This window comes from Metabacillus indicus, assembly GCF_046603695.1.
GTDB lineage: Bacteria > Bacillota > Bacilli > Bacillales > Bacillaceae > Bacillus_P > Bacillus_P indicus.
In genome coordinates, this window is the sequence record NZ_CP176757.1 from 522,397 (window position 1) to 545,954 (window position 23,558).

Below are 23,558 nucleotides of genomic sequence, written 5' to 3' on the forward strand. Positions count from 1 at the left end.
ATATGAGTGAATCGAATCTTTTTCATCGTCGTTTTGGCCGGTGTGCCGCTTTCAGTGATCGGAAGACTGCTTCACTGGCCTGAAGTGATCATGTTTGCCGTATACTGCCTGACGATTATTGCTCTTGCAGGCTATATGGGGCGGGCAACGGAGAGTCTTGCTGTTGTGGCGGGCCCGAGAGTCGGGGGGCTGCTTAATGCTACGTTTGGAAATGCCGTTGAGCTGATCATTTCAATATTTGCCTTAAAGGCTGGTCTAATCGGGGTTGTGCTGGCATCCCTTACTGGCTCAGTACTTGGGAACCTGCTGCTTGTCGCCGGTCTTTCTTTTTTTGTTGGAGGGTTAAAATACAAACGGCAGGAGTTCAGCGTGTATGATGCGAGGCATAATTCAGGGCTGCTGATCTTTGCAGTCGTTGTCGCTTTTGTCATTCCGGAAATTTTTTCGATGGACATGGACGAGACAAAGACGTTAAACTTGAGCATAGGAATATCTGTCATTTTAATTCTTTTATATCTTGCCGCGCTGTTCTTTAAGCTTGTGACCCACCGCGGTGTTTATAAGCATAAGACAGATGAAGCCGGACATGACGAAGAAGCGGAATGGTCGGCGAAAAAGGCGCTGCTGATTCTCCTGCTTGCAACCGCTGCTGTTGCCTATGTGTCTGAAAGCCTTGTACATACATTTGAAGCAGTGGGAGAGAGATTCGGCTGGAGCGAATTGTTTATCGGGGTCATCATCGTAGCCATCGTCGGAAATGCTGCAGAGCATGCTTCCGCGATCATTATGGCTTATAAAAATAAAATGAATGTTGCAGTCGAAATTGCGGTCGGGTCAACGCTTCAGGTGGCCATGTTCGTGGCGCCTGTTCTCGTCCTGATTTCACTGCTGTTTACAAAGAAAATGCCTCTTGTCTTTACAGTGCCGGAACTGATCTCCATGATTACAGCTGTTCTTCTGACGATATCAATCACCAATGACGGTGATACGAACTGGTTTGAAGGGGCGACGCTGCTTGCAGCTTACCTGATTATGGGCATCGGGTTTTATCTTCTGTAAAAAAAGAGACTCTGTGCAGACAGCACAGAGTCTTTTATGTGTAGGACGAAACAATTTGTAACGATTACCTCTAAGGTAACATATTGGTTAAACTTTGTAAATATTCAGTTATTTAGAGTGGCTGCGTGGACATACATATAGAACATAAAGGAGTTGGGGGAACATGATGTTTCGGTTGATTTTTTTCGCGGCCGGTCTATTTATTCTGGCCTTTGGGGTGACATTAACGATTAAAGCAAACCTTGGCGCCGGCGCCTGGGATGCGCTGAATGTAGGACTGACAGATCAAATTGGGCTGACAGTCGGAAGCTGGATCTTCATCGTCGGCATTCTGATTATTATCCTTAATGCCCTGATCATGCGGGAGACTCCTAAAGTGCTTGGCATCATCACGATTTTGCTGATCGGCTTTTTTGTCGACTTCTGGATGCTGCGCGTTTTTCAGGATTTTGAGATGCAGAGCTTTGCAGGCAGAGCGGGTATCCTGTTCTCAGGAATTTTACTGATCGCGATTGGCGTTTCCATCTATCTTCAAACGAATTTCCCGGCTAATCCGATTGATCAGCTCATGCTCACACTGCACGAGAGATTCGGGCTCAGCCTGATGGCGGCAAAAACGATCGGTGAAGTAGCTGCTTTGCTGCTTGCCCTCCTGTTCGCGGGACCGATCGGCCTTGGCACCATCATCATCACATTCGCGATTGGACCGCTTATTCAGCTCTGCAATCCAAGGGTACATGCGGTGCTTGGAAAATGGATCGCAAAAACGTAATGAAAGTGTGGATAAAGACATAAGGGCTTGAAAACAATAAGGGAAAGCAACCGAAAGGGGTTTAAGAAATGAGAAAATGGATGCTCGTTTCAATGGCTTTGCTCTTATCAATCAGTTTTTCAGGCTCTGTGTCTGCGGCACCGAAAGCAAAAGTCCCGAGTTCGGTTTTGGATATCTCAAAAGAGAACACGTATCCGAATCCCACCCAGGACCTTCCGTATCTGCAGCCTAGCGAGTTTACACAAGGGTTAATCGATACATCAAAAATAGCGATTGTGAATCCGAATCTGATTCGTCTCTTAAACGAATCATCGATTCCGGACAATAAGCTTGCAATCGGCTACAGAGCAACAATTTTTCTCGGCCAGTGGGCACTGAACTATGAGTCGTCCGAAACCGCAGTAAACTGGGAATACCAAAAGATCAACACAAACTTTTTCGACAACAGGGGCGGAAAAGCAGCCGTTCAGATCCATTACAAGCAGGAATCTCAAAAGCAGGTCAAAGGCGGACTGACAGCCCGGATCCCGAACGAAGAAGATGTGAAAAAGATGATGCTGCTTAAAGCGATGAAGAAAACAAATCTTCCACTGTCTTTTCAAACCATCATCGGGACAGGCTCTAAAAAAGACCAGGTCTATAATGTCCCGGTTAAGCGCCTTGGCTATCTAAACGCCTACGCACCTGCCGTCAGTGAAAAAGGCAAGGTGACTTACGGCGAAGTGTACTTAGTACTGAAAGGCAGCAAGCGCAAAATCGTTGTCCAAAACGTAACATCACAGGGAATTGGAGCCTGGATTCCTGTACAGGATCACGCTTCCTTCGGATTTACCGTTTCTGAACAGCCACGATAAAAAGCGAGCCATTTGAAATGCACCCCAAATGTTAGACACACAATCTAACATTTGGAGGTGCATTTTTGTGGCTCGCTTTTTGGGTTTAAATCACTGATTTTCTCGTCATGAAATCTACATCAGGGTAGTAGGCGTTTTTAACAAGCAGGTTAGGTCCAAGACAGGATACGGCCGGGCAGTGGCAGTTCAGACCGCGCGCAAGCTCTGTATCATTCCAGCGGTCGTAGGCAGACTGGAGGGTGTCGCGCTGAATGTTCCCAAGCTCAGGCGTATCCCCGAAATCCGTCACAATGATATCGCCGTTAAAAATGTTGACATTCAGTCTTGAACGGCCGTCGGGATCATTCCTTACTGTCACGTTTTTGGAAGCGCGAAGCCTCTTAATCAGTTCTGTATCCTCAACATTCGTGCTGCACGCGTAAAACGGCAGCGTGCCGAACAGCATCCAGACATCCTCGTTCCGAATATCAAGCAGGTGATGAATGGCAGCTCTCGTTTCTTCGAGAGACAGCGTTTCGAGCGTGCTGGCAAAGTCAGATGGGTACATAGGGTGCACCTCATGCCGCTGGCACTTCATATCCTCTGTAATCTGTTTATGTATCTTTTCCATATGAGGAAGCGTCCGCTTGTTCAGCATCGTTTCAGCAGAGACCATGATGCCGCCATCTACAAGCGCCCGGCTGTTTTCAACAATCCTGTCAAAATACGCCGTGCGCTGAGCGTAAGACGGTTTTTTCTCCATCATCGCAAAGCCGCCTTCAGCGAAATCTTCAAGTGTTCCCCAGTTATGGGAGATATGCAGCACATCAAGGTACGGGGCAATCTTTTCATACCTGGCCAGATCAAGCGTCAAATTCGAATTTATTTGCGTACGCACCCCGCGTTCCCGGGCATACTTTAAAAGAGGAAGCACATACTGATCAACGGATTTTCTTGAAAGCATCGGTTCTCCGCCTGTAATACTGATCGAACGGAGCGTCTCAACCTCTTCAAGCCGTTTCAAGATAAGCTCGAGCGGAAGTGCCTGGGGATCCTTTGGAGAAAGGGTGTATCCCACGGCGCAATGCTCACACCGCATATTGCAAAGTGTCGTCGTTGTAAACTCCACGTTTGTAAGGGTCATTTTTCCATATTGTTTAACATCTAAATAAGCCTCCCACGGGTCGTGAGAAGGGGTGATAGGCAGCAGATTCACAGCTGATGCATTCATTCATAAAACTCCTTTTTCAAGTTCACATAAAGAACATTCTAACATGAACCCGTCAGTTTGGAACACCTCGCGTTCAGGAGCGGTTGTCAAAGTTCCCTGAATGAGCTACGATAACTGTAACAGTGAAAGGAGAGATACATCTTGGGCAACGCCGTTCATGATAAAGACTCACAACTACAATATTTAAAATCACGGCTGAATATGTTCATGAATGTGATTGATTCAATGGATCCCGAATCAACCGACCTTGAAGACATCGACCGTTTAATAAACATGCTGGACGAACTTGAAATCAAGCAGGAGCAGTTTAAAAAAGACTGGAACAAAGAATAGATGACGTGAGAGCACCTGATGAGGGTGTTCTTTTTGTTTGTTTTTTTTTCGAAAACACTGTTGATGGTTCCGTTCTTCTTGATAAGTGCAATTGATCAAGAGAAAAACAATGGAAGGGGCACAAAAGCAGTTAGATTGTGCCTTTCAGCAAGCGGAAATCCGATCGAAGGTCACAAAAGCGTTAGGATTGTTTCCTTCAGTAAGCGGCAACCAGAGGGAAGGTCACAAAAGCGTTAGGATTGTGCCCTTCAGCAAGCGTCAACCAGAGGGAAGGTCACAAAAGCGTTAGGATTGTGCCCTTCAGCAAGCGTCAACCAGAGGGAAGGTCACAAAAGCGTTAGGATTGTGCCCTTCAGCAAGCGTCAACCAGAGGGAAGGTCACAAAAGCGTTAGGATTGTGCCCTTCAGTAAGCGGCAACCAGAGGGAAGGTCACAAAAGCGATTGGATTGCTCCCTTCAGCGAGCGGCAACCAGTGGGAAGGTCACAAAAGCGGTTGGATTGTTCGATTCATCAAGTGGTAACCAGTGGGAAGGTCACAAAAGCAGTTAGATTGTGCCCTTCAGCGAGCGGAAATCGGTGCGAAGGGCACAAAAGCAGTTAGATTGTTCCCTTCAGCGAGCGTAAATCGGTGCGAAGGTCACAAAAGCAGATGAAATGTTTCCCTCAGCAAGCGGCAACCAGCGCGAAGGGCACAAAAACTTCTGGATTGTTCCCCTCCCTACCCGCAGGAAAGGAACGGGTGCCGACTGCCAAAAAAGAAAAAGGTACGATAGAAACAAAAAACAAAACAGCCTCCATCCTTTGCCAACCCAAAGACCTGAATTAAATGTAATTTTCTTCTATTTTATCTAGTCCATACCTCACCCCTTTACACAAAATCCACACTCACCGGTACTTTTAGCCCTAAAAAATTTACAAGCATTAAAAAAAATACCAAATCCTATCAACAATTCCCTTCTAGAATAGAGTAGTACAAACTACGATCCGGAGGTGCAAGATGAAAGGGAAAAACAAGCTTGCCGTCATGCTGATGGCCTGCACGCTTTTGATTCAGCCTGTTTCTGTTCTTGGAGAAGATACCGTGCCGTCAGAAAAAAGCACAGTGTTAAAAGCGGAGCAGATTTCTTCAGGCATTACACACACTGAGAAGCAAATCGAGAATTTCGGGGGAACCGCGGGAAACAGCCAGAGAGTGAACGTTCTTGAGGCTGATCTTTCAAATCCGAATGTATCCGTTGTCACATCGAAGGCACTTGAACGAGTTGTTGCTGCAGAGACCCTCCCGTCACAGGCTGCCAGAGAAGAATTCAAGGGAAAAGACATTGTTGCAGGCGTGAATGCGGATATGTTCAATATGCAGACAGGCATCAATATGACGCTCCAGGTGCAAAACCGTAATCTTCTTATTAATCACAGCTATCCTTCAGGCGTTGCTCTTCATCCTGTTTTTGCCATTGACCAAGACAAGAAACCTTTTATCGGAGAGGTTGAAATGAGAGGTTCGCTGTCCTACAGCGGCAAAAATGTAAAAGTGGATACACTAAACCGCAACGAAAACGCGGGAGAAAAGCTTGGCATTTTCACACCAAAGCTAAACCAAAGGGGTACATTAACCTTTGATGACCGTAATGAGACCTTCATTAAAAATGGAGCCATGGCAGTCGTTAAAGAGGTTAAGGATGCTTCTGCCATCAAAGCTGGACATGCCTACACAGGAAAAATTGAAAAGATCTACCCTGCTTATGAGAGCATTGATATTCCATCAGACAGTGTCATCATTGCCGGATTCGGGTCAAAAGCGGAAATGATCCGGAATGAATTAAAAGAAGGCATGGACATATCCTTCCAGTTTGATCTTTTCACTGGAGAAGACAGAGTACTCAAAAATGATATCACAGAGGCTACAGGCGGCTATAACTGGCTTGTTAAAGACGGAAAGGCCCTCACAAAAGATGAGCTCCAGTCCAAATACGGCAGCCACGTGAATCTTAAGAGCGCCAGAACCGCCATCGGAATAACAGCAGAGCAAAAGGTCATCACGATGACGATTGATAAACCAAGCACTCTTTTTGATAAAAGCCAGGGGGTAACGCTAGTTGAAATGGCTGAAATCATGGAAGAGCACGGCGCGGTTTCGGCTCTTGGCCTTGACGGCGGAGGATCGACCGAGATGATCGTCCAGCCAAAAGGAAAAAGCGCGCTTGAGACGGCCAATCACCCGAGTGACGGGCAGTCAAGATCGATCACAAACGGCCTTCTCTTTGTCAATCATTCAACTAAAACAGGTGAAATTGGCGAAGTCATCGTAGAAAAAGATCTGACCATTTTCAAGAATGCAGCTTTTCCATTTGGAGTAAAAGCGACTGACAGCAACGGCAACCCCGTCATGATTGCAAGCCGCTCCATCCAGTGGAAAGCTTCAAAAGGAACCATTGATAAAACGGGTCTTTACAAGGCCCCTGCTCAGGCAGGGACAGACACAGTGGAAGCTGTCATCAACGGAGTAAGCGGGAAGGCATCCGTTACGGTCATCGACCAAGTGGATGACTTCCAATTTGCCGATCAGGGTCCGGTCATTCTTCAGCCTGGTGAAGAAAAGAAACTAGAGGCTGCAGCCGTGAAAGACGGCAAAGAAGTCATCCTCACAGGAGACGCAATCGACTGGGAGATGGACGAGCAGTTTGGTGAAATCACTCCAGACGGCACCATCCAAATTAAAGAGGATGTACCTGAGGGAACAAGAACAACTGTTACTGCAAAGCTTGGCTCCATTGAAAAACAGATTGAGTTATTAATAGGGCTGAAAGAACAAGTCATCGATGACTATGAAACGTATCCAAAGGAAGGGTATGAAGTATCAGGCTTCATGGGCGGCACACATCAGCTGTCCGGGGACGAGGCTAAGTTCGGAGAACGCAGCCTGCGTGTGGATTACGATTCGAAAAAGTGGGAACGCAAATACAACGGCACGATCAATGTCATCCCGCACTGGTACAAGTCAGCATCTGGTGCATGGCCAGATGAGCTTGCTGATTCCATGTATGAAACGTATAAAACAGACATCCGACCGAAGAAATTCGGCGTATGGGTTTACGGCGACGGCAAAGCTCCGTGGGCACGCCTGATTTTCAAAGCAAACGGCGTCAACAAGACGCTTGATCTTGCACCGAAAGTAGACTGGACCGGCTGGAAATACCTTGAGGTTGAGCTTCCGCAGGACTGGGCGCTGCCAATCGTTTTCAACTATCTTTATTTTGTAGAAACGAACAAAAGCATCCCTGACTACAGCGGCAGTGTTTACATCGATCACATGCGATATATTTACACGAACGAAACAGAAGACTTTAACGGTCCGGAATTCAAAGAGATCACACCTGCCGGAAATACTGTGTATGAAAACAAAATCGCATTTTCTTCCCTTCTTGTTGATGAAGAATCGGGTTTAGATGCTGAATCGATCGAAGTGAAACTAAACGGTGAAAAGCTTCCTCATACCTATGATGCTGAAACAGGCAAAGTGGAAGCAACAGCTGAAAACCTTGCAGAGGGCACCTATCATCTGACGGCTTCAGCACGAGACACAAACGGAAATATGTCCGTTCCGTCCGTCGATAAAATGATCAAAGTAGACTTGAGCGATGATACAGAAAAACCGGTACTTTCAAACGTGACGCCAACAGGAAAAGCGGTTGAGAAAACAGCAGAACCGCGTATTACCTTTAAACTGAAAGATGAAAAAAGCGGAGTGAAGAAAAACAGTATTGCCGTGAAAATTGACGGCAAACCTGCACCTGTTCACTACGATGAAAAAACGGGCTGGGCATACGCCGTTCCAGAGAAACAGCTAAAAGACGGCCAGCATTCCTTTATCATTGAAGCAAAAGACAACAGCGGTAATGTCATGACACCATTTGTGAAGGAATTTAATACAAAACAGCTTCAGCAGCCGGAAAAGGCCAATCAATTCGCCATTTCTGTCCTGCCTGATACACAAGGGTTTATGTACTCGAAACGCCTTTTTGACCGTGCCGCAAAAGAAGAAACAGACTTCGTGATGCATGTCGGCGACATCGTGGATACCTCTTCACAGGCAGAATGGGACAGAGCCGTTAGTGACCTTGCCCTGCTTGGGGATAAACCGTTTTTCGCAACGCCTGGAAACCACGAATCGTTCCAGGGCAACATTGATTTCTACTCAGACATCATTGGATCCCCAACGTATCATTTAGAATATGGAAACACGCTGATTATCAGTTTGAACAGTGCGTTCGGACAAAGTATTTCAGCATCCGACTCGACCCAGTTCCATTACCTTCAAGAGCTCCTGAAGGAAAATAAAAAGAAGAATGTTCTTGTCGTGACACACAACACGACAAATGACGATTTCGGCACGAAGCACGAAATGAACCCGGCTGATGCCAAGCAATTTGAAGACATTCTCGGAGCCTATAAAAAGAAAAACAGCGGCGTGAACGTTCAAGTATTGTTCGGTCACCTTCACCTCCTGCAGTCATGGGAAAAAGACGGCGTCAACTACACAATCACAGGCAACGGCGCAAGCAAAGGATATGTCTCAAACGACAAAGGCAATATCCTTGGAAGCGGAGTGCTCCAAGTGACGAAGTCTGGAATGGACTACAATTTCAACCCATTGCTGACGGAAGTATCCATCGTCGATGATGCACTCAGCGAACAGCGCGAAATGAAAATGGCAGCAGGTGCAGAGCGCACACTCAACCTTTTCGGCGATTTTAGAGAAATCTACGGAAACTATCTCGTCAACCTGAGCTCGTTCGAAGACGTTCATACAGTCTGGACCTCTGATAATGAAAAAGCTGTAAAAGTACTTCAGGACGGAACCATCCAGACAATCAAACCAGGTACAGCGAACATCACGGCCGTTTCAGGAGGTAAAAGCAGCACCATTAAAGTGACTGTAGTTGACCCGAACACAATCAAGCCTGTCAACGTTGAACTCAATCCAAATAACGAAACAGTCATTGAAGGAAAGAACATCCGCCTGACAGCAACAGCCATCGACAAAGACGGCAACCGATTTGCCATGGACCCTGACAAGCTCTTCATGGAGCTTTCGCCCCCAGACCTCGCAGAATGGAAAAACGGCAAAATCAAAACAAAGAAAAGCGGAACCCTGACCATTTCCTATCAGTACCTTGATATCAAAAAAAGCATGGAGATTAACATTCTTCCTAAAAGATAGAATTAGCAGAAGCCGCCCGGTCATTAGCCGGGCGATTTTTGGTCTTTAAATGAAACGCCAGTGGATTGCAGCGGAAGGAACTTGACTCCTTGTCCAGCTGCAGCGCCCAACTCCTCTGTCAGAACAAAATCCCCCAAAAAGTCAAACCCGGACTTTTCGGGTGATTTCTTATCTGACTGCCGGAGCAAAACGGGCGCTTCCGCTTTTCCAGGGGATGAAGAGGGCACGGAAGATCCCGCAAGCGCAGCGAGGAAGCTTCCGGCACTCCCCGCGGAAAGCAAGTTCCTGGAGCGAAAAGGAACGGGTAGGAAGTCAGGCAATTAGCGCAAAGACACTCTTGTCGGGAATGAAAAGGCATTCAAGATGAAAGCCTTTCCAACCATTTAACAAAGGAGTATAATAAAAATTGAATGAAATTGACCGAATTCTATAGACAATAAGGGGAGAAACAGGATGGATCGTTTTTATGAGAGCATGTATGAACTGATCGTGGAAACATCAACGAAGCTTCCGAAGGATGTACGCCGCGCGATTTTAAGAGCGAAGCAGCAGGAGAACGCAGGCACGCGCGCTGCGATGTCTCTTGCGACAATATCCGAGAATATCAAAATGGCGGACGAGAACGTATCGCCGATTTGCCAGGACACAGGACTGCCGACATTTAAACTGAAGGTTCCCGTAGGAGCCAACCAGCTGAATATGAAAGAAGACATCTACCGTGCGATTGCACAGGCAACAAAGGACGGAAAGCTGCGCCCAAATTCAGTTGACTCGCTGACTGGCGACAACAGCGGGGACAACCTTGGCTTCGGCACTCCTGTCATCAAATTCGAGCAGTGGGAAAAAGACTACATCGACGCGCGCCTGATTTTAAAAGGCGGCGGCTGTGAAAATAAAAACATCCAGTACAGCCTTCCATGCGAGCTTGACGGACTCGGCAAAGCAGGACGCGACCTTGACGGCATCCGCAAATGCATCCTTCATTCCGTGTATCAGGCACAGGGTCAGGGCTGCAGCGCAGGCTTCATCGGCGTCGGCATCGGCGGAGACCGGACTTCAGGCTACGAGCTTGCGAAGGATCAGCTTTTCAGAAGCGCGGATGACACGAATCCGAATCAGGATCTGCAACGACTTGAAGAATATATCGTAGATAAAGCAAACAAGCTTGGCATCGGTACAATGGGCTTTGGCGGGGAAGCCACGCTTCTCGGCTGTAAAGTCGGCGTGATGAACCGGATTCCGGCAAGCTTCTTTGTTTCTGTTGCGTACAATTGCTGGGCATACCGCCGTTTAGGCGTCAAGATTGATGCGGGCAGTGGAGCGATTCAGGACTGGCTGTACCAGGAAGGCGACATGCCGAACCTCCAGGACGACGAGCCTGCAGAGGCGCCGGCAGAAAGCCCGCGTGAAGTCGTGCTTGAAGCGCCAATCACAGAAGAAAAAATCCGCGAGCTGAGAGTCGGAGATGTAGTGCGCATCAACGGCATGATGTACACAGGACGCGATGCCATCCACAAGTACCTTTCAACCAATGACTCACCAGTGGATCTGAACGGCCAGATCATTTATCACTGCGGACCAGTTATGCTGAAGGATGAGGATGAAAACTGGCATGTAAAAGCAGCCGGACCGACAACAAGCATCCGCGAAGAGCCTTACCAGGGCGACATCATGAAAAAATTCGGCATCCGCGCTGTCATCGGAAAAGGCGGCATGGGTCCGAAAACACTGAAAGCGCTGAATGAACACGGCGGCGTTTACTTGAATGCCATCGGCGGAGCTGCCCAGTACTATGCAGACTGCATCAAATCTGTTGAAGGCGTAGACCTAATGCAGTTTGGGATTCCTGAGGCGATGTGGCACCTGAAGGTAGAAGGCTTTACAGCCGTTGTAACGATGGATTCCCACGGGAACAGCCTCCATGCAGACGTAGATCAGTCGTCTCTTGAGAAGCTCTCACAATTTAAAGAACCAGTATTCATTTAATGAGGAGCCGGAGAAATCCGGCTTTTTGTATTCCATTTATTACATAATTATTCCCAGTATGTAATTCCCTCACTTCCCGACACTATAAGTAGAACAATGTCAGGGGAGTGAAGAAGTTGAAATATTGGACACTTGCAACATGCCTATTGCTGTTTTTCCTTTCAGGCATTCAGCCAGCAGCAGCTGTTTCCAACCAGCCGATCAACTGGGGCTTTGAAAAAAGCAGAAACCACAAATCCGCGAACCCCGGGGAACCGCTAGTGAAGCTGCTTGAGAAATATGACGCTTTTTTTATGGGAGATCCGAGCCAAAAATACATTTATCTCACCTTCGACAATGGCTATGAAAATGGCTACACAGAAGGGGTTCTGGATGTTTTGAAAAAGCAGAAGGTGCCGGCAGCCTTTTTTGTGACGGGACATTACCTGCTTGACCAGCCAAACCTTGTAAAACGGATGGCAGATGAGGGGCACATTGTCGGAAACCACTCGTGGCACCATCCCGATCTGACAAAAGTCACGGACGAACGACTGAAAAAAGAGCTGGACTCCGTGAAAGAAAAGACGGAAAAGCTGACGGGTTATCAGGGAATTCAGTATCTCCGTCCGCCGAGGGGCGTTTTCAGCGAGCGGGTGCTGGCCAAGTCAAAAGAGCTTGGGTACCAGCCGGTTTTCTGGTCGCTTGCTTTCGTAGACTGGCATACGAACGCACAAAAGGGCTGGAGATATTCCTACGATCAGATGATGAGCCAGATCCATCCCGGCAGCATCCTTCTGCTTCATACTGTTTCAAAAGACAACGCGGAGGCGCTTGACAGAGCGATTACTGATCTTCGAAAAGAGGGCTATATCTTCAAGAGCCTGGACGATCTCATGATAGACCGAACTTTTCATCAGCCTTACTTTTTCTCCCTCTGACACACGTCACAGGGAGTTTTCTCTTTTCCCCGGGCGTTTCATGATATAATAGTCAGTATCAAAATTAAGGGGTTTGAGAACGAATGTGGGAAGAGCGAGTGAAAATAGATCCTCCATATGATTTTGACCGTGTCCTTGACCGTTTATCCATGGATCCGCTGCATCACGTGAAGATGGCTGAACGCGAGGTATCCATTCCGATGAGGGACGGGGATAAAAAGCCGTTTGTTGTAAAGGTGAAGGCTCTTGGAACGAAGGATGCACCTGTGTTTTTAGTGAGCGGAAGCGGGAACCGCGAGGCTGCGCTCCAAGAAACGATGCGCATTTTTCAGTGGGATACGTCCCTTCTTGACGTTCAAACCCACTTTCGTTCCTCAAACATCGCCGGTATTTTTCAGGAGCATGACGGCACGCCGCTCGTGCTGGAATTTGGCCTGTATGAGTGCCTGATGAAATGCATCATCCACCAGCAGCTGAACCTGAAGTTCGCCCATACACTGACAGAACGGTTCGTCCATACATTCGGCGAGCAGGTGGACGGAGTCTGGTTTTATCCGCTTTCTGAAAAAGTGGCGGCACTCGACTACAGCGACCTGCGGGAGCTGCAGTTCAGCGGACGCAAATCAGAGTACGTCATTGATACATCAAAGCTCATTGCAGAAGGCAAAATAAACCTGGAAGAATTGAAGGATCAGCCGGACGAGGACATCCTGAAGGAGCTCGTGAAAATCCGCGGAGTAGGGCCATGGACGGTCCAGAACCTGCTCCTGTTCGGACTTGGGCGTCCCAACCTGTTCCCGGTTGCCGATATCGGCATTCAAAACGCGATGAAAAAGCATTTCGGACTCGACCGCAAGCCAACCATGGAAGAAATGCAGGAGCTGAGCAGGGAGTGGGACCCTTATTTAAGCTATGCTTCCCTTTATTTATGGAGAAGCATTGAATAGAAATGGAGCGTCAAACATGAAGACCAATGAACAAAAGAACAAAGGTGTGCCTCTGGAAAAGGGACAAACCTTTCCATTAACCATAAAAAGACTCGGAATCAACGGAGAAGGAGTCGGCTATTTCAAAAAGCAGGTCGTATTCGTACCTGGTGCCCTGCCAAATGAAGAAGTGGTCGTGGAAGCAACGAACATCAGCCCCAAATTTGCCGAGGGCAAAGTGAAAAAAATCAGGAAGGCCTCCCCTCACAGAGTGGACCCGCCGTGCCCGATCTACCACGAATGCGGCGGCTGCCAGCTTCAGCACCTTTCCTATGAAAAACAGCTGCATGAAAAAAGAGACATTGTCGTCCAGGCGATGGAGCGCTTCTCGGGACTTGACCTCGGAAAAACCGACATCAGACAGACGATCGTCATGGAGGACCCGTGGAACTACCGCAACAAAAGCCAGTTCCAGACAGGGCTCAGAAACGGGAAAGTCATCGCGGGACTGTACAGCAAGAATTCCCACCACCTTGTAAACATCGATCACTGCATCGTGCAGCACGAAGCTACAAATAAAGCTGTTCAGACAGTGAAGCAAATTCTGCAGGACCTGAAAGTATCCATCTACGACGAGCGAAAACGCAAAGGCATCGTCCGGACCATCGTCAGCAGAGTCGGCTTCAAGAGCGGACAAGTTCAGATCGTCCTCATCACCGCACAGGATGACCTGCCGCGCAAGGACCTGATTGTCAGCGAAATCAACAAACGTCTCCCTGAAGTCAAATCCATCATGCAAAACATCAACGGCGAAAAAACATCCCTGATCTTCGGCGAAAAAACCGTCCACTTAGACGGGGAAGAAGTCATCCAGGAACAGCTCGGCGACCTGACCTTTGACCTCTCAGCACGGGCCTTCTTCCAGCTCAACCCCGTCCAGACCGTCAAACTCTACGACGAAGTCAAAAAAGCCGCCCAGCTCACCGGCAAAGAAAAAATCGTCGACGCCTACTGCGGCGTAGGCACCATCGGCATGTGGCTCGCAGACGGCGCCAAAGAAATCAGAGGCATGGACACCATCGCCGACTCCGTCGAAGACGCCAAAAAGAACGCCAAAAAACATGGCTTCCAAAACGCCACCTACGTAAAAGGCACAGCCGAACACTGGCTCCCAAAATGGCTCGGCGAAGGCTGGCGCCCAGACGCTGTCGTCGTCGATCCGCCAAGAACAGGCTGCGACCAAAAGCTGCTTGGTGCGATATTGAAGGTGAAACCGAAGAAATTTATCTATGTGTCGTGTAACCCGTCTACATTGGCGAAGGATATAAAGACACTTTCGAAAGCGTATAAGGTTGAGTATATTCAGCCTGTGGATATGTTTCCGCATACTGCGCATGTGGAGTGTGTGGTGAGGTTTGTGTTGAAGTAAGGAAAAAGAGGGAATCTGGATAATATAATGCTTCTGGCTGTTGAAAAATCCCCCTATTTGGGGTGATTATCCATAGTTTTTTATAATGTAGATAGATTAAACAAAGCCAAGCATTGATCTCATTATTAGGTTTTAAATGACATTCATTCAACACCCTATCAATATTCGCTCGATGAGACGAGATCAACTATTGAAGAGATTAAAATGCATATAGCTACCGATGGTTTTTAGGTTCCTAATTTCATGACAGGTGCCTATCTTCTCAACTTTCGATAAGAACTATGAGAGACGTTTTAAAGTTACGGATCTATTTGAGCAGTTCTTTACTTCATCTTAAATAAAGCGGTGGAAAAAAATCTAAACGTAAAGAAACCATTAAAAAGGTCTCTGCGGATGCTTATTTTTGCTACCATGAACTTGAAAATGCACTTCCTGTACATGGAAGTCTAAAGTAGGTTAAAAATAGCCAATAAAAAGACTCATATTAATGTATAAATCCCTCATAATGACAGAATGCAACCGGATGGAGGCCATCCGGTTGCATTCTGTTTATACTCTGAAAAAACTGCTCTTGGCAACTTACTATCAAATGATATTCATCAATTTTTATCTTTTAATAAAGATGGGACTAACTAGAATAGCTTTAAAGTATAAAACTTTAATCTGAAAATTAAGCTCCAAGAAAGTGCGGGTTACTTGACTTAATCCAAATCTTAAACACGGAATGTATTCTGTTTCTAGTTCTGGTCATCTTTTTTAAAAATTATCCTTAAGTATTTATCCACATCTTCACTCATTATCACTTCAGTATCCTCTGTGAAAATATCATATTTTTCAGTGGATAGGAAAGAATGGATCTCAGATTTGTTGGTATCAGGGCTTCCGAATTTTGCAGAGACATATTCCCCTAAAGCAATAAAGTCCTTTTCTAAGAATGGGTTGTATTCAAAACAAGCACTTATTTCTAATAGTTTATCACTATCATTAGAAGATTTTAAAACTTCTTTGAACAAATTTAGAATGTGATAGTAAGTCACAGAGTTCTTTTTAAAACTAATGCTTTGACTTTCTTCATTAATAAATTTTCCTTTAAGCTGAACTGTAGCTCTACCTTCATAGTTTGATTTGTAAATTATAATCTTAAAGGACTCTCCTCCTATCTCTAAATACGGCTGCTGATCTTCTCCAGAGAATAAACTCATAACTGTTATCTCAGTTTGAATGTTATTAAGGACACCTTTATATAGTTTTTTATAGCTTTCAAATTCTGACCGAGTCATAAGAGCAACATTGTGGGCCCAGAAATTCCTTAAATTATATAATTTCTCCCAATCCGAAGCCAGTGGAGGTGTCAGATGAGTGTAAAGCTGAGTATAACTTATATCTTTATTTTTATTATTATTTGGCAAATTCGTAAGCTCGTCTATTTTTAAAAGAACATCGTCTTTAATTTTATCGAGATCACTTGAGGAATTAATATTTAAAATACTTTCCCCTATTAGCTTTAACTTTGTTTGTAGAGCTTGATCGATAATACTAATTTGCTCTTTGACAAATCGGTTGAGATGAATAAAATCCCAATCGTCTAGTGGGTTATCTAAGTATGTAATCGGTTTACCTCTTTTGGCCTTTCTATCATGACCTAGAGTAGGGAATACTTCCTTCCAATTAGATTTAAATTTTTTTAAGAATACGAATTCTATTAATGTCCGAAAACCGCGCTCCAAGTCATATATGGTTTTCCCAATCTCTTCTATATAATTCTTTGTAATGGAATCATGAGAAATAGATAAATACTCTGTAATATTATTTAAATACTGGATTAGGAGATCGCGTTTTTTCTCAAATGACTTGTGATCTTTAGAATAGACCGTAAGTGTATAGATATCTTCTGATTGAGCCTGGTATCTATAAGATAGTCCATCAAACATCTCTTCTTTTAGTAGGGATTTAAGAGTATTTTCATCCAATCCATTTTTATTGAGAAATTTAAGTAAAATGTGGGTATGTACTACATTCATTGTTGTTCCCCCTCGGGTATCTTAACTAGCTCTTGGATTTGAGTAAGTGTCAACTTTGGTATCTCTCTAGTAGAAAGTTGCTCTATTTTCTCTTTCACTAATTCAAAGCTCTTAATAAAATCTGCTATTACTTCTATTTGTCCGTCTTCTTCAAAATCAATACCTAATTCATTCTCAGATAAATAAATATATCTGTTTACAAGTGGAATAAATAGGTCGAGCTCTGGCTCCATTACTTCAAGAGTTTCCAACTTTCTGTTTATGTAAATATATTTTTGGATGGCATCATACGTAGATTTTGTTTGACTACTACTTCCGGTATATTTGTAGTACATAGAAACTGGGAGCAAGTCATTTAGTTTATCTGAAACAGTTTCTCTTATTTTACTTGTAATATCCTCATGTTGTTGTTCTGTACTTTTTAAGTCAAGAGCTTTAAGCGAAGAGATTAAAGCATCTGTTACTGCAACTAAAGCAACTCGTTTGACCCAAAATTCTCTTTTAAGTTTTACATTGCCAATCTGATTAATATGATTAAATACTGCATCGAGGAAACATTTCTGTATACCGAAGTAAGTTTCATCTTTATGATATGGCTGTGTAAACATGGTATCACGTTGATCTTTTTTCAATATTCGTGGAAAGGCTTTGTTAATTAATTCAATACATTTTACAAGGTGTAAATAGACAATCTTTTCATCAGACTGCTCACTTTCCCATTCCACCCATTCTTTATATTCTAAATTATCAGCAATGTAACGTAGACAAATTAAATTTTGAGTGTTAGGTTCAAATCTCTCAGATACTACGCTTCCAACCTTTTCTGCATTTTGGTTGATCTCATTAAATAGAGTACGATGTTCCTCTGGTTCTAAACTTTCAATAAGAACAAATGGTATTACGTGGTTTTTCACCTTTAGTGCTATATCTTTAAACTCGCCTTGGGTAAGAATCTCTTTAATAGCTGTTAAGCGATGTTGGCCATCAATTATTTTCACTTTATTAAGGTGATCAAGAGATATTTCCATATCTTTTGAGTTGAATTTTATCCCATTTCCACTATCACTATTTAATATTACTGGTGGAAAAAATAGATTATCAGCTTTATTATCGATGTGCTTTATAATTTCTGCCACTCGAGCTTTATCTACATCACGGTTCATGGAGAAATCAACATCATTGTTAACTAGGTGTTCAACCTGATTAAAAGGCAATAAGCCTAAATAGTTATTATATTTCCCCCAAGTATACTGTAGTACTTTTATCTTAGTCATAGTCTTCCCCCATAATTATTGCTTTGATTTTCTATCCAACTTAAAAGATAGTGCATTATGTTTACTGAATTATCTACAATTTTTAGTAGACCAATTGTGATAAATAAACTTTAACATATTTACCAATGTTTATATTATATTTAATAATTTTATCTACTTAGTTTAATCATAAATATAAGCTTATTTATTAAATAGCTGCCCTAATGTTGTTTACCTGATTTAAATTTGTGGTAGTTTAAATTCAGTCAATAATAATAATCAATTTGTTAGAAATCTAATAAATCAAAAAAAGTTTTTACGTTGAGAATAGCCGCCTAGAAGATTTCTTCTGTGAATTTTTTTTCAACAGATGTGGAGTGTGATGTGAGGTTTGTATCGAAGTAAGAAAAAGCAGGAAACCAGTTTGAGGTTTCCTGCTTTTTCTCGATTAGATTAATACAAAGTTAAGAGTTTCAAGTAGGTGCAGTACACTTACAAATTGTTAAATAACACTAAATCTTCTTTATTAACTATGTGTGAAAGAGAAAACCGAACAGTATTTCTAACTTGTTCCAAACTAAAACCAGCAGATTGGAGAACATGACTTGGCTTACTAGAACTACAAGCTGATCCAGTAGAAACTGCCATAATAGGGGCTAATTTTTTAACAAGAATCTCATTATTAATTCCAATGAATTGTACATTTAAAACACCTGGAATTTTATCTTTGGAATCATTGTTAAAAAGAATATGACTTGAGAATTTCTTTTCTAAGACGGTGATTAGTTCTTCTTCAAGCTCGACTAATGTTTCAATATTTATTTTGAGATTTCGTAATGCAAGCTCTGCAGCTTTCCCCATCCCAACAATGTTATGAACCGCGAGTGTTCCGCTTCTCAGCCCATTTTCCTGCCCCCCTCCATGAATGAGAGGAGTTATAGGTGTGGAAATACCGTACTGATCTTGTCGAATGTATGCAGTACCAGTTCCCTTGGGCCCGTGAAATTTGTGGGCTGAACAAGAGAGGAAAGTAATTCCGGGATAATCTTCTAGTGAAAAATGTATTTTTCCAACTACCTGTGTAGCATCAGTATGAAATAATACGTTCCTATTCAAACATATATTGGAGATTTGTTCTATAGGGTTTAAAGAACCTAATTCATTGTTTCCCCACATGAGAGTAACTAAAATCGTGGTGTCTTTAATTGAACCTTGTAAGTCTTCTACAGAAATTCTCCCATACCGATCCACCTCAAGATAAGTAACTTCATACCCTTTTGATTCTAAGAATTTACAAGTATCAAGAACAGAAGGATGTTCTGCTTTAGAAGTGATTATATGGTTTCCCTTTGAATGGTAATAATCTGCTGTGCCTTTAATAATCATATTGTTTGTCTCTGTAGAGCCGCTGGTAAACGTTATTTCATTATTAGAGCAGCCTATCAACCTTGCAACATGTGTTCTAGCTGATTCCACAGCTTCCTTTGCATTAATTGCAAGGGAATAATACTTGCTTGAAGGGTTTCCGAATTCTTCAAGCAAGTATGGTAACATTGCGTCTTTTACTTCAGGGAGCAGGGGAGTAGTGGCGCTGTTATCTAGATATAACATAGTGAACTCCACCTTTAAGAATTAATTTTCAACAAATTATTTAACAGTTTATCGTAATTTCCTGCGTGTTTATATTCGTTATCTAGAAGTTGGATGCCTCGCTCCAGATGAGCATTAAAGTAGTCTGGGAAATATTCTTCATCTCTCAAATTTCTTTTCGCATGTTGGCGAATTAAAGCTTTATAGATATAATCGTGCTCCCCGGTCATAGAATTACGATGAATATCTACTCCGCTTTTATCTTGGATAAGCTCTGGAATTTCCGGAATTCTTAGTGAGAGTCCAACTGCTATTCTTGAAAGAACATTCCATGTAAGTCCAGTTGAGGCTTGGAGGGACTTTAGTTTTTCACCAGTTCTTTGAGATGTTTTTATTCTGAAATTCATAACTAAACCTCCAAGCCTTTAAAAGAAAAATAATCTGAAACAATATTGGTTTCTTTTTTACTTACGTCAAAATCTAAGGTGTATTCTCTTGCAGTATATGTGTGCAGCAACTCATAAGTTTTCTCATCAATTTCAGAATCAGTTGAAAGTATAATGGCTTGCTTTCCGCAGTTCGGAATATAATGGTTGAGAATGCTGTTTTTATGTGTACGATCTAATCTTCCTAATAAGGTATCAAATATGAATGGGACATTTCTGCCAGAACATTTAAAAACTGCCCATGAAATGGATAGCAATAAGATTTCTTTTTCTCCGGCAGATAAAGTGGATTTTTCCATTTGTTCTCCATTTTGATCAAACAATGTTACTTCAAATGTGGATGATTCTACTTTGAGAGAAGAAATATAATTTTGTTTTCTCATTAATTTATTTAGCATTTTAGTCGCTTCGATTTGCACTTCCTGAAGCTTTTTCTTAAGCTGAAGATCTCTAAACTTTTTACTTAAAGAGATGATTTTTTGAGATTCTACGAAAGAGTTACGGCTTTTCTCTTGGTCTTTAAATTGAATTTCAATTGCCTCAATTGAGGAATTAATTTTTCGCAATGAATTTACTACTTCTTCCTTTACTGATTCTGTTTTTTCAATTTCTTGATTGATCAAAGCCAAACGTTTGCTGTGTAGTTCCATAGAAGCTAGCATATCGGCAAATTCAAAAGAAGTATCATGAACTCTTTGTTTTTCTTTAAGTAATTGAATGTCTTTGAGTTTAGTCTTATTTTCTTCAATAAGATCGATATATTTTAGTAATTGATTACTCTGGACGTCATTGAATATTGTTTCTACCTGTCTGCTTTCTGAAAAAGAAGCTCCATGAACAAGATTAATATCCTCAGAAGGCTTTACAGTAGAAAGAATTTCTCTTTTTAAGAGCTCTTGATTATTTTTCTCTGGCAACGTTTTAAGTCGTGTTAATATGCCAGTTAATTTTTCACTTGTTAATTTATTTTCTAATGAAGAAAAAAGCTGGAATTTTTCTTCATTAACCAGTTGAGAACGGGTTTCTTCCACAAGTCCTTTTGCTAAGAAAAATGGAAGAGAGTTTGATACAAATTGTCTAATTGTCTCATGATTTTGTTTACGCTCATTTTCAATCAAATTAATTTTCTGATTCAATTGATCGCGTTCTTCGCGGGCCAAGCCCCCATGAATTTGGAAATCGTTTTTTAGATTTTGATATCTTTCTTCTAAATCTTGTTGCTCGACAAGTAAGTGAGAGAGAGTATGGTCAATCTCATTTATTGCTAATATAGATTTATTTTTTTCTTCTTTAAGTTCAATTAATTCCCGTTCTTGCTTATTTAAAGAAGAGAGGTTTTCATTAAGAAGGCTGTACTGGTTTAAATCATCTTCAAGGACTTCAAATATGTCTAAATTAAATAAAACATATGTTAGTTTTTCTAGATAACTTGATAATTGATTATTGTTAATGATTCTTGAAATTTCTTCCCCATCAAATAGGCAGAGGTCTAATAAATGTGGAGGCATAATTTCTCTTAGTTTCGACTGAAAGATGTCTTTTTCATAATCGTTCATATGCTTTCCGTTTTGAATGATCTCAACCTGCTCTTTAATCACTGAGTTTTTGATTTTCCATGAACGGTACAGGGAATAACTCTTTCTAGATAGATCATCTGTTATTTCAAAATCTAATCTCAATCTAAAGTTATTCTCTTCTTTGAATCTGGCAGAGTGGTTTAGCATTGATTCAACTTTTTTAAAATATTCTTTATTCTCGGTTTTATAGCCGTATGCAAATGAGCCGAATAGTCCTAATTTAATCGAGTTAAGGAAAGTAGTCTTTCCTGCCCCATTTTCTCCACCAATTAGAATAGTATTGTTATTAGCTGTTGTGTCTAATTCAATGGAGTGGAGACCTCTATAAGGACCGATGTTTGTTATTTGAATCTGTTTTAGATACATGAAATAAACCCTCTCAAAGATGTAAGTAGTCTTGTTTTAATACTTTAGATATTTCATCCATTAATCCTCTTCGTACTTTATAACCGGAAAAATCCTTTTCAATGGAAAGGAGTTTCTTTAACACTTTAATATCTACTTTGTATTCGTCACATAGGAGATCCAAGTCTGAAAGTTGATCTTTGTTAAATAGAGGTCGGTCATCTACTTCCCAGTCTAGATCGTATCCCATTACTGAATTGAAAATAACTGGTAAATGATCATCCCATTCTCCCTTTTTGTACCAAACTTTACGAATTGCTTTTAGTTCTTCTTCTTTGATTAACTCGTAGTTGGGATCATCAGGATGTTGTAGATCTTTTTGAACTTGTAAAAGCCTCTCTAAGATCTCTCTGCGCGTTTCCATTGTAAATGGTCCTAGACCGAGTTGAGCAAGTTTTTTAGTATTTGTTTCTTCATCAAAATAGGAAACAAGAATTTTATGATCTTCAGCCGCACTCAAATCAATTCCATTTTCATCTACATATGCTTTTAATTGATCCTTTTCAACAATGACATATTGCTCAAGAGGAATAAATTGTTTAGGGCGGCTCCCTTTTTTTGGGATTACATGAGTTTCTACACCGTCAATTGTTTCGACTTTAATATCTTTAAAATAGATTTGACCGTTCATTCTGTATTTCATTCGTCTGCTGCGGTCATCACGAATAGATGAAAGCCAGTTCCTGAAATCTAATAGAGGTTTCATCCAATCATGCCCGCTTTGAATAAATCCTGATAAAGCCTTGTCTTCATTTACAACTGTACATACCCAGCAGCCAAACCTGCTGTTTCCACAAGAACCTGCAGTATCTTTTACTGTCTTATCAACAACCAAAGGACATTCGCCGCTGCTAGAATCCTGATACAAACGATGAAGTTCAAAATTATCGTCTCCCCATGGAGAAGGGCTGCTTAATAAGTAATCCCATACATCGTCCAATTTGAATCCTTTAATTGGTGCATAAACATAGGCATTAGACAGGGTAGAGTGCCTCATTAGCACTTTTCCTTCTACTGTATGTGATTTGATCACGTTTGCTCTCGTTGCACTTTCATCTTCACGAACTCCGAGAACCATAATAACTTCACCAAAAGAATTTACTTTGTCAGTAATAAATTGGTTTGCAGGATCAATTTTTAGCCGGTCAGTACACCATCTGAATTGCTGGTTTGGGGACGGATATCCTTTTCCTATGATGTTTAGCCAGAATGATTGTTCAACAACTGGCTTCACTTTATGTGTTTCAATAGGAAGTCCTAAGTCTAAGGACTTTTCTTGGATTTTTCGTAGGGTATGATTAATTGATTGAATAATCAATGGCGTTTCCACTAAGGTGTCTGAAGAAATGACATACACTTTCTTGTGCAGCTTCTTGCTTGGTAATTCTCGCAGTGCTTCAAAAACAAGCTGAACCACTACGGTAGAATCTTTACCACCGCTATATCCGACAACCCATGGCCGATCGTCTTGAAGATATACGTCAGTAATTTGACGTTTGGCATCCTCTATTATTTTCTTCTCATTACTGAGAAGACTTGAAATAATTCCATCACTCAT

Annotated in this window: 16 protein-coding genes; 9 read left to right on the forward strand and 7 right to left on the reverse strand. The window is 42.5% G+C overall.

Going from position 1 to position 23,558, the window contains the following annotated elements:
• Window positions 1-6 precede the first annotated feature (6 nt).
• The 3 genes from cax (at window position 7) to ACK1LH_RS02810 (ending at window position 2,685) form a co-directional block, all read left to right on the forward strand.
• Window positions 7-1,059, forward strand: a complete 1,053-nt coding sequence (gene cax, locus ACK1LH_RS02800; protein ID WP_029567105.1) for a calcium/proton exchanger — start codon at window positions 7-9, stop codon at window positions 1,057-1,059.
• A gap of 166 nt (window positions 1,060-1,225) precedes the next feature.
• On the forward strand, window positions 1,226-1,831 hold the full coding sequence (locus tag ACK1LH_RS02805; protein WP_411334417.1) for a YczE/YyaS/YitT family protein: 606 nt from the start codon (window positions 1,226-1,228) through the stop codon (window positions 1,829-1,831).
• 68 nt (window positions 1,832-1,899) lie between these two features.
• Complete coding sequence (locus ACK1LH_RS02810) at window positions 1,900-2,685, forward strand: YfkD family protein (protein ID WP_411334418.1); 786 nt, start codon at window positions 1,900-1,902, stop codon at window positions 2,683-2,685.
• An 85-nt stretch (window positions 2,686-2,770) separates the two neighbouring features.
• Here ACK1LH_RS02810 and yfkAB read toward each other — a convergent pair whose 3' ends face one another.
• Window positions 2,771-3,895 carry a radical SAM/CxCxxxxC motif protein YfkAB gene (gene yfkAB / locus ACK1LH_RS02815; protein WP_411334419.1) on the reverse strand — a complete coding sequence of 375 codons (1,125 nt, stop codon included), beginning with the start codon at window positions 3,893-3,895 and terminating at the stop codon, window positions 2,771-2,773.
• A 141-nt stretch (window positions 3,896-4,036) separates the two neighbouring features.
• Between yfkAB and ACK1LH_RS02820 the strand changes: the two genes are divergently transcribed.
• The 6 genes from ACK1LH_RS02820 (at window position 4,037) to rlmD (ending at window position 14,708) form a co-directional block, all read left to right on the forward strand.
• Window positions 4,037-4,228 (forward strand): SE1561 family protein, encoded by a 192-nt coding sequence (locus ACK1LH_RS02820; protein WP_029285889.1) that lies wholly within the window; start codon window positions 4,037-4,039, stop codon window positions 4,226-4,228.
• A 998-nt stretch (window positions 4,229-5,226) separates the two neighbouring features.
• Window positions 5,227-9,450, forward strand: a complete 4,224-nt coding sequence (locus ACK1LH_RS02825; protein ID WP_411334420.1) for a phosphodiester glycosidase family protein — start codon at window positions 5,227-5,229, stop codon at window positions 9,448-9,450.
• 453 nt (window positions 9,451-9,903) lie between these two features.
• Complete coding sequence (locus ACK1LH_RS02830; RefSeq protein WP_411334421.1) at window positions 9,904-11,436, forward strand: fumarate hydratase; 1,533 nt, start codon at window positions 9,904-9,906, stop codon at window positions 11,434-11,436.
• A gap of 107 nt (window positions 11,437-11,543) precedes the next feature.
• Window positions 11,544-12,353, forward strand: a complete 810-nt coding sequence (pdaA, locus tag ACK1LH_RS02835) for a delta-lactam-biosynthetic de-N-acetylase (protein WP_411334422.1) — start codon at window positions 11,544-11,546, stop codon at window positions 12,351-12,353.
• A gap of 83 nt (window positions 12,354-12,436) precedes the next feature.
• Complete coding sequence (locus tag ACK1LH_RS02840; protein WP_411334423.1) at window positions 12,437-13,300, forward strand: DNA-3-methyladenine glycosylase family protein; 864 nt, start codon at window positions 12,437-12,439, stop codon at window positions 13,298-13,300.
• Window positions 13,301-13,316: 16 nt separating this feature from the next.
• Window positions 13,317-14,708: a 23S rRNA (uracil(1939)-C(5))-methyltransferase RlmD gene (gene rlmD / locus ACK1LH_RS02845; RefSeq protein WP_411334424.1), complete on the forward strand. Its 1,392-nt coding sequence runs from the start codon at window positions 13,317-13,319 to the stop codon at window positions 14,706-14,708.
• A gap of 737 nt (window positions 14,709-15,445) precedes the next feature.
• Here rlmD and ACK1LH_RS02850 read toward each other — a convergent pair.
• The 6 genes from ACK1LH_RS02850 to dndC form a co-directional block, all read right to left on the reverse strand.
• Window positions 15,446-16,729 (reverse strand): hypothetical protein, encoded by a 1,284-nt coding sequence (locus ACK1LH_RS02850; RefSeq protein ID WP_411334425.1) that lies wholly within the window; start codon window positions 16,727-16,729, stop codon window positions 15,446-15,448.
• Window positions 16,726-18,003, reverse strand: coding sequence for a DGQHR domain-containing protein (locus ACK1LH_RS02855; RefSeq protein ID WP_411334426.1), 1,278 nt, complete (start codon window positions 18,001-18,003; stop codon window positions 16,726-16,728). Before ACK1LH_RS02855 ends, ACK1LH_RS02850 begins: the two co-directional genes overlap by 4 nt.
• 471 nt (window positions 18,004-18,474) lie before the next feature.
• Entirely contained in the window at window positions 18,475-19,593 is a 1,119-nt protein-coding gene (locus ACK1LH_RS02860) for a cysteine desulfurase family protein (protein WP_411334427.1), read from the reverse strand.
• 14 nt (window positions 19,594-19,607) lie between these two features.
• A complete protein-coding gene (dndE, locus tag ACK1LH_RS02865; protein ID WP_411334428.1) occupies window positions 19,608-19,979 on the reverse strand; it encodes a DNA sulfur modification protein DndE in 372 nt (123 codons plus the stop codon).
• A gap of 2 nt (window positions 19,980-19,981) precedes the next feature.
• The gene (gene dndD / locus ACK1LH_RS02870) at window positions 19,982-21,961 is read right to left on the reverse strand and encodes a DNA sulfur modification protein DndD (protein ID WP_411334429.1); all 1,980 of its coding nucleotides are present in this window, start codon (window positions 21,959-21,961) and stop codon (window positions 19,982-19,984) included.
• 13 nt (window positions 21,962-21,974) lie between these two features.
• Window positions 21,975-23,558 (reverse strand): DNA phosphorothioation system sulfurtransferase DndC, encoded by a 1,584-nt coding sequence (gene dndC / locus ACK1LH_RS02875; protein WP_411334430.1) that lies wholly within the window; start codon window positions 23,556-23,558, stop codon window positions 21,975-21,977.